The following is a 7095-nucleotide window of genomic DNA, read 5'->3' as shown; positions in this document are numbered from 1 at the left end:
ATTAGGCTTATTATCCCTAATTTAACCATATTCCCTATTTCTTTGTACTAGTCCCATATTTGAGAATATATGTTCTATTTAAATGAGGGATTTTTCCTCAAAGTGTAACCCTCGTTTGAACAACGCCAAATTAACCAACCAGGAAAAAGAGAAAGCGAAGAAAGTTTGGGGATATAGGGCTAAATGTGTCAGGCTACTTAGTGCTGTTTTAAAGAAACCAACTAATACGGTTGATAAATGGGGTTCTCGGTTTGAAAAAATGCCAAAAGACCTGGAATCAACCCTATTTTATGTCGATTCGATTAGACTGCTAATTAAGACTATGCCTCAAGACATTCTTTATCTCTATTTAGAAAGAAATAAGATCTAAATTTTACTCTGATATAAGAGTATAATTTAGCAAAGCAATTAAGTTACGAGTTACGGGAGAAAAAACGAAAATAGTTAAATCAAAGCGATCGCCATCAATTTATTAACAAGATCGCTACTTTGCCAGTTTTATTTAATTCTAAAAACCTCTCCTTTAGGAACAAATGGGAGACTAGAACCCGTCGGCAATAAAAAAGCGTGTTCGCGCCGAATTAATAAGCGATCGCAATAGCCATCGGTAATAATCAATAACGGTGCAGATGAGGGAAAATTCTCCGCTCGTTCGAGCAGGTTAATTCCTGGTTGCAGGACAGTACCGCCTCTGCCTTTTACCTGAACTTTATTCGCTATGTCTTCGGGAGCGAGATAGCCCGCATCATAAGCAACAGCGTCGCAAAATATTACCCGCACCCAAGGAACATCGCGAGCCACACTATAGGAAGCGATCGCCCCTAGGGCTTTACCCAACAACTCGCGAGCCATCGAACCAGAAGTATCTAAAACCACCCCAAAAGTACGACCCTCTTCGGCAGTAGCATCGCTCACATAGCGAGGGCGGGGAATATCGGGAGTAGCAGCCTGACGGCGAGAAGGACGGGCATAGGAGCGAACCCGAACTAGAGGGGCAAAATGATTGTCGAACCACTTGGCGAGTTCCACATCCCAGGGAATTGGCGGTTGAGATAAGGCTCTAATTTCTTCGATCAGACCTGCGGGCAAATAACCCCGTTCTGATTCCTGATGGTAAACCAAACCTTGAGCCAGACAGCGACGATAAAACTCATCTAAGTCCGTTCCTTCAGCAGAGTTCCACCATTTAGGTACGCCCCGTTCTAAAATATCGCATTGACCGATTCCTTTGAGGGTAGCCAGCTTGCGATAGCGACGCAGATCGGTAACGATGCGGTCGTAAATTGCTTCGGCAGATAAACCTTTTAAATCGCGATCATATAAAACTCCCATGCTTGGCAGTTCGCCAATACCCATTTCTACCAGCCAACTATTGATTACATAATCACAGGCAACATTCCAATAGTAATAATCTCGACCTTCACGCCTGATATCGTGTCTCAGACCTACATGAAGCAGTTCGTGAGCCATGACAAAACGAGCCTGATACTCGTCCAAACCCGCAGCAGGATTGATAAAAATTTCCTGACTTTGAGTATCTACGGCTGCTACCGAAATGTCGAGACGCTGACAAATTAAAGGGTCTTCTACGATTTTAAAATTGCTGGCTAATGCCCCTAAAAGGGGATAAGAACTAATAAACCAGGCTTTAGCTCTACTTGCTGTAGTATCCAGACTGGAAGTATCCCCCAAATAAGCCGAACGCCCTCCAGCTACATCAACCGCACTGGTGACTGCATCGGTTAAGCCCTTGCCCAAACAAGCCGACCAGCTAAAATTATTGTGCCAATAACGGGGTCTTTCTGGCTCGAAAACCATATCTGAGTGATAATCGGATGCTACTCCTTTTTCGGATAGTTCACGATACCAACTCTCTTCATCGCGAGCGATCGCGCAACTTGCTATTAAATATTCTTCGGGAGCTTTTCCTAGTTTGAGGTCGGCAAGAAATTTATAGATCGTGCGATCGCAAGCAGCATTCCAGGTTAAGGGATGAGATTTTGTCTGAAAATGCTCGAATCCTAGATGTAACAAGCAATGAGCCAAAACATAAGTCCACTCTTCTGGCGAACCTCGACGAGTGGGATGGCAATGAATATCCCCGTTATTAGTAACTACCGTCCAAGCTTTCTCTGGACACAAATTTTTCTGACGGCGAATCAAACTAGCGTGGTAGAGCAAGGGAGCCAACATTGGATGTCGGTGCAATGTTTCTACTCCTCGATTGAAATTTTTAGTAGCTGGGTCTATTTGCGATTTTCTGCTTTTCTTTCTTGCCATTGGTTAAGTGCCTAAGCATAATTAATTACACACTTCTTTTATCTCTATTGCCTCTTGCCTCTTACCTCTCCCAACTATCCAATTAAGGCATTGCGCGACTACTTATTTTTTCTTCTGAACTAAACGGGGTAGATCGCGGACAATTTCCACCATCAACCAACTCGGCAAAGTCGAACCTTTATCTTGTTCGGCGACTACCATCTGAGCGATTTCCCAACTCAAAGCTGCTAAATCCTTTAATAAAGCCTTGGCACGGTGAGCTAACTCTTGATGGCTACTACTGAGTTGTTTTTTCTCTGGAGGTAGCTCTTTGATAAGTTGACTGCGAAAAGATTGGGCTAAAAAATATAAAACATCGCGGTCTTCGGGTTGGCTCGGCCAGCTAGTTTCACCTTTGATAATGCTTTTAAGCTGGTACTGGCTGTTAATTTGTTTGATAAATCCTTTAAACTGAGTGGCATGGTGAGGAGTTAAACAACCGTTAGCTAAAATTTCCGTCCATTGGGGATTGAGGTCTGTTCCGTATTCATGTAGGGCATCACTGAGCATATGCCAAGACCTGGGGGTGGAAAAAGGTTCTTCGGTTTTTGGTGGCTGACTCCAGAGATGGTCGGGTCGAGTTTGAATGTATTCGAGTACCCAAGGATGAATATTATGATGACGCGCCCACTCCAGCCAATCGCGGTGGGATACCTTGAGATGAACGTGTACCATGCGATTGATTAACGCCGATGACATCGGTTTAACTATCGCATTATCTTGGGCGCGATTGCCAGCACCGATAATAATCGAACCTTCGGGTAAATGATATTCACCAATTCGACGATCGTTAATCAAACTATAAAAAGCTTTTTGCACCTCATGAGAACAAGCATTCAACTCATCCAAAAATAAGCAGTAGGGTTTTTCTTTAGCAATCATTTTGGGGGGACAAAAAGAACTCGTGCCGTCCTTTATTTGGGGTACGCCGATGAGGTCTTCAGGTGCGAGTTGACTGCCTAATAGAGAAACACAAGGGAGATCTAATTCCAGAGCAAAATTTTCTACTAAAGAAGACTTACCAATTCCAGGTGCGCCCCAGATAAATACGGGACGGACTAGGGCGACATTTAACAAAAATTCCGATAGTTGCTTTTGAGTTACCGTAATGTTTGGGTTCATATATTAGAGCGATATTTTTGCGGAGCGCGAGAAGCCAGATATCGGCACGCAAGGTTTGGCAAATATTTTGCATCGGGAAGGAAATGCCTACAAACTATGAACTTCATTTAATGCTGCAACATTGACCAACGATGTGAATCCGCGTCACCTGAAGTAAATTCAGGCGTGCAATACAAGCTTCCGAGGAGACCTCGGAAGACATGCACTTGCGTTAATAATGGACGTGGTGGAGTACCCACAGGGCATCAGATAATCTCTGACTCTTGCTCTTTGCGATTGATATATTCTCTCAAATCAGCCCGAATCAAACCACTTCTGGTTTCGCGAATGTTTATTGTCAGTTGTTTATTTCTTGCAGGAAAGATTTGGGCAGTGTAATCTCTATTCTTAGAGATGCCATAAGCAAAATTGTTTGTTTTTCTTGTAATTATAATAATACTACAAAATAATGACAAATTTTCAGCTCTTTATTTTCATTGTTCCTCCAACTTAGCTATAGCAGCTTTCCACACTTCTTTATCTCCTAAGCGAACTGCCTTATCAGCACCCACATTTTCTAGAAGCATAGCCAACATAGCTAATCTTTCCTCATCATTCCAAAACAGTTTTCCTTCTATTAACTCGATTTTTTCAGGACAAAGCTTGAAATATTTTTCTTCAACTTCTTCTCTCGACCATTCTCTTCCCTCATTTTTAAGATTCCATTTTTGATTTTCGCTCATTTTCCTGACTTCAAATAAAGTTATGTTAAATAATCTTTTACCAGAGTGATTTTTGTTGCCGATACATCTGTATTTTAATTATTAAAGAGAAAAGAATCTAGAAAATTAATTATTTTTGAGATAGAAAATAACAGGTTGGTATTAACCTAAAGAAGAGATCAAAAACATAACTATGATCGCAGACTCTTCTTGCGGTTTACCAAAAGCAGCAATATGCAGATTCGCCGTAATTCAGGACTATTTAACCCGTGTCTACTAACTCTAATCCCTGTCGAATTATTGCTTTATTCAATCAGGCTGGAGGGGTTGCCAAAAGTACCCTAACTATGAATTTGGGCTATCATCTGGCACAACTTACTCATCGAGTATTGCTAGTGGATATTGACCCCCAAGCCTCTTTAACTAAATTTATGGGTTTAATTCCCAAAGAATTAGACTCTACCATTGCCGATGCCATTATCGAAGAACTTCCCCTACCCATTCACGAAGATATTCATGGCATGGACTTAGCCCCAGCTAACCGCGTTCTTTCTGGTGCTGAAATGCAATTGGTCAACGCGCCCCTGCGGGATTTTCGTCTCAAAGAAGCTCTCGAACCCCTGCTTTCTGAATACGACTTTATTCTGATCGATTGTCCCCCTAGTTTGGGCTTGCTTTCTTTTGTCAGTCTTGTCGCAGCTACCCACGTTCTCGTTCCTATCGAAACTCATATTAAAGCTTTTGAAGGAACTGACGAACTTTTACAAACTCTCAATTCTGTCAAAAAAGCTAACAAAAAATTACAAATAGCTGGGTTTGTTCCCACTCGCTATGCCAAAAGTAATTCGGCTGATGTGCGTACTTTGGGTGCAATTCAAGAACAACTCAGTTCTTGGGGTCAAATTTTTCCTCCCATTCCTCGTGCTACGGCTTTTGTGGATGCTTCGGAAGAACGCGAGCCATTAGCTGTTTATGCTTCCAAACATCCCGCCGTTCCCCTACTAGAGAAAATAGCCGAATCATTAGTGTCTTTATAATTTTATTTTTTCCTTAACAACTATGAGTCCTCGCAAAAGCAATAAAACCTTTGGCGGTAAAATTACCACTCCGACCCCAAGTTGGTTATCCGAAACTGAATCCCATCTTGTAAGGGCTGATTCTTTATTAGTTAAGCTGTCTGATATTCATCGCCCAAAAGAGCAGCCCAGACGTTATTTTGACCCGACCGCCTTACAGGAGCTAGTAGCCTCGATTAAACTACACGGTATCTTGCAACCTTTATTAGTACGTCCTCTGACCCAAGGAGGATACGAATTAGTAGCGGGAGAAAGACGTTACCGCGCTGCAACAGAAGCACAATTGTCGTCAGTGCCAGTGGTAATCAAAGAACTCGATGATGAATCGGCGATCGCAATTTCTTTAATTGAGAATCTCCAAAGAGAAGACCTAAATCCTCTTGAAGAAACTGAAGGTATTCTCCAATTGTTAGCGATTAAATTCAAGAGCGAGCTTGAAGAAGTTCCGCTCACTCTCTATCGGCTGCAAAAAGGTCTAAAAAATCGAGATAACTCACTATCGGGTGAGCCAATAATTGAATCATTTGATGATGAAAAAGAGTCTTCCCATAACGTTATGGGAAACTCCGAATCTCCTCAGTCAAACATCAATGATGAAGAACTATCGATTGTTGAAGAAGTCTTTAATGGCTTGGGATTAATGAATTGGGAATCGTTTGTTAAGAATAGATTGCCTTTATTAAATCTTCCCGAAGATATTAAGCTCGCTTTACGGGAGGGAAAAATTGCTTATACCAAAGCCAAAGCAATCGCCTCTCTAAAAGAAGAAGCATCAAGAGTCACTTTACTTGCTGAAGCAATTGAAAAGCAGCTTTCCCTCAGTCAAATTAAGGAAAGAATTAAAGAATTACAACCTACTTCACCATCTCAATCTCAAGAAATACCAGAGCGTCTCAAAGCTGCCTATCAACAGGTTAAGAAAACTCGTATTTGGGAAGATAAGAAAAAGCGCAGACAGCTTGAAACTCTGCTGAACAAACTTGAAGCTTTAATCGGTCAAACAAATAAAGAATGATTTGAATATTAGTTTCTTTTTTTTAGATAAGAAGTTTGTTTAATCGCATAATTTACAATCCAAAATTCTTTAATAAGAGTGTCAAACATAAACTGCTACTACTCCAGAAAAGAATAGATGTTCTATAAATAACAACTGTGGTCTTGAGTGAATAATTTTAGAGTTTAATCAAATAATGGAGTCATACGGATATGTCAGAGAAGGCTTTAATAAAAAAGCTGCTGTCAGCATGGATAGATTATATTTACTTGGAAGATTTGAGTAATGCTAGTGTTGATGCCGTCACTCCACAGGGACAAAATATTTGGGATAAAGGAGTTTCTTTGATAGGAGATAATTTAGTGCTATCAAAATCAAAGTTTCAAGAATTAAAAGAGGAATATTTTGACAAGAAGACCCAAAAGAAACCACAAGCTCTCAAAATAGCCCTGGCATTTCCCCAAATTTATAAGGTTTCCAAAAAACAAAGACAGTTTCGTCCCCTTTTTACCATTGACGTATCCTCGATTTTTCTTGGCAGGTTTCGCAGTCGGGGATGGGATTTAACCGAATATGATTTTCAGCCTGTTATTCCCAATTTAATGGAGTTAGCGCGACTGGATGAAGAAGAAGTAGAAAACCTCGTGACAAAAGAAGGATTGAAAGTTTTTTTAGAGACTACCTTAAAACATCCTTTTTCGACTTTGCAAGATTTTCTAGAGTTAATCGAACTACCATTTTCTTCACTACCCTTAACTGGACTTTCGGAAAGAAACAAGAAAAAATAGCTATAAGCCTGGTATAGTGATACTTGTACTTGATTAAACTTCTGCCAATCCAGAATGAAAGAAACAACCCTATCAGCGATGCCACCATGCTTTGA

General features: G+C 40.9%; 7 protein-coding genes. 4 read left to right on the top strand and 3 right to left on the bottom strand.

Features of this window, described 5'->3' with window-relative positions:
- Window positions 1–115 precede the first annotated feature (115 nt).
- Entirely contained in the window at window positions 116–370 is a 255-nt protein-coding gene (locus H1P_RS34735; RefSeq protein ID WP_144876241.1) for a hypothetical protein, read from the top strand.
- Between the two features lie 128 nt (window positions 371–498).
- On the opposite strand, the gene H1P_RS34730 is transcribed toward H1P_RS34735, so the two are convergent.
- The 3 genes from H1P_RS34730 to H1P_RS34720 all read right to left on the bottom strand — a co-directional run bounded on the left by H1P_RS34730 (window position 499) and on the right by H1P_RS34720 (window position 4163).
- Window positions 499–2280 carry a vWA domain-containing protein gene (locus H1P_RS34730; RefSeq protein ID WP_144876239.1) on the bottom strand — a complete coding sequence of 594 codons (1782 nt, stop codon included), beginning with the start codon at window positions 2278–2280 and terminating at the stop codon, window positions 499–501.
- Window positions 2281–2382: 102 nt separating this feature from the next.
- Window positions 2383–3441, bottom strand: a complete 1059-nt coding sequence (locus tag H1P_RS34725) for an AAA family ATPase (RefSeq protein WP_144876237.1) — start codon at window positions 3439–3441, stop codon at window positions 2383–2385.
- A gap of 473 nt (window positions 3442–3914) precedes the next feature.
- On the bottom strand, window positions 3915–4163 hold the full coding sequence (locus H1P_RS34720; protein ID WP_144876235.1) for a hypothetical protein: 249 nt from the start codon (window positions 4161–4163) through the stop codon (window positions 3915–3917).
- A 248-nt stretch (window positions 4164–4411) separates the two neighbouring features.
- On the opposite strand from H1P_RS34720, the gene H1P_RS34715 reads away from it, so the two are divergent.
- The 3 genes from H1P_RS34715 (at window position 4412) to H1P_RS34705 (ending at window position 7000) form a co-directional block, all read left to right on the top strand.
- Window positions 4412–5179 carry a ParA family protein gene (locus H1P_RS34715; RefSeq protein WP_144876233.1) on the top strand — a complete coding sequence of 256 codons (768 nt, stop codon included), beginning with the start codon at window positions 4412–4414 and terminating at the stop codon, window positions 5177–5179.
- A gap of 22 nt (window positions 5180–5201) precedes the next feature.
- Entirely contained in the window at window positions 5202–6233 is a 1032-nt protein-coding gene (locus H1P_RS39165; RefSeq protein WP_144876231.1) for a ParB/RepB/Spo0J family partition protein, read from the top strand.
- A 191-nt stretch (window positions 6234–6424) separates the two neighbouring features.
- Window positions 6425–7000: a hypothetical protein gene (locus H1P_RS34705; protein WP_144876229.1), complete on the top strand. Its 576-nt coding sequence runs from the start codon at window positions 6425–6427 to the stop codon at window positions 6998–7000.
- Window positions 7001–7095: the final 95 nt, after the last annotated feature.

This window comes from Hyella patelloides LEGE 07179 (assembly GCF_900659865.1).
Classification (GTDB): Bacteria; Cyanobacteriota; Cyanobacteriia; order Cyanobacteriales; family Xenococcaceae; genus Hyella; species Hyella patelloides.
This window is presented reverse-complemented; position numbering and strand designations above follow the sequence as displayed.